This is a genomic window from Camelimonas sp. FR25 (genome assembly GCF_059740505.1).
In genome coordinates this window covers 1-931 of sequence record NZ_JCAWFG010000072.1, presented here as the reverse complement: position 1 = coordinate 931, position 931 = coordinate 1, and the positions used below count along the sequence as shown (strand labels likewise).

At 63.5% G+C, this 931-nt stretch carries 1 protein-coding gene; it reads right to left on the bottom strand.

The genetic code is table 11. From position 1 onward, the window contains the following. Window positions 1–931, bottom strand: a 931-nt coding sequence (tnpC, locus tag AC6A67_RS08280; protein ID WP_498036078.1) for an IS66 family transposase, incomplete at both ends; no start/stop codon positions are given.

Sequence of the window (931 nt, the reverse complement as noted above, 5' to 3'; positions counted from 1 at the left end):
CCTTGCGTTGATGGCTCCACGGCAGGAGGCTGTCGATGTCGGCCTGCTTGTGACCCTTGACGATGGCGCCGAGTGTTGCGGCGAGCCATGTGTGTGGGTTGACGGCGTTCAGTTTGCAGGTCTCGATGAGCGAAGCGATCATGGCCCAGTTCTGCGCGCCCGTATCATGACCGGCGAACAGCGCGTTTTTGCGGTTTAATGCGATGGGCCGGATGGTGCGCTCGACAGTGTTGTTATCGAGCTCAATGCGCCCGTCGGTGAGGAACAGGCGCAGCCCGTCCCAGTATCTGGCGATGTATTTCAGCGCCTCGCCCAGGGGTGATTTTGCCGATACCCGCGCTCGGTTCTGAACCAGCCATTCGTGAATGCCAGTGACCAGCGGCGCAGAACGCTGCTGGCGCGCGGCAAGCCGTGCTTCAGCAGACAGGCTGCGGATATCAACCTCGATGCGGTACAACTCACCAATGCGCCTCACGCCCTCTTCGGCAATCGGGGCGGCTCCCGTTCGTGTGATCTCGACCAGCTTGCGCCGCGCATGCGCCCAACAGTACGCCAGCTGGATGTTCTGGTGCGGACGGGCGCCAGAGCCTTCCTGGGCAATCAGCCGGTTGTAGCCCGCATATCCGTCGACCTGCAGGATGCCGCTGAAGCCGGCCAGTATCTGCTCTGCATACTGCCCGCCGCGTCCCGGCGCGTAAGTGAAGGCGACGCCCGGCGGCGCGGTTCCGCTCCATGGCCTCTCGTCGCGGGCCAAAGCCCAGAAGTAGCCATTGCGAACCTTGCGCGCCCCGGGATCAAGCACCGGAGCACGGGTTTCGTCCATGAAGAGTTTGGTCGAGCGCTTCAGAGCGGCCAGCAACGCCTCATACACCGGGCGTAATTCGAAGGCCGCCCGCCCAACCCAGTCCGCAAGGGTGGAGCGGTCAAGATC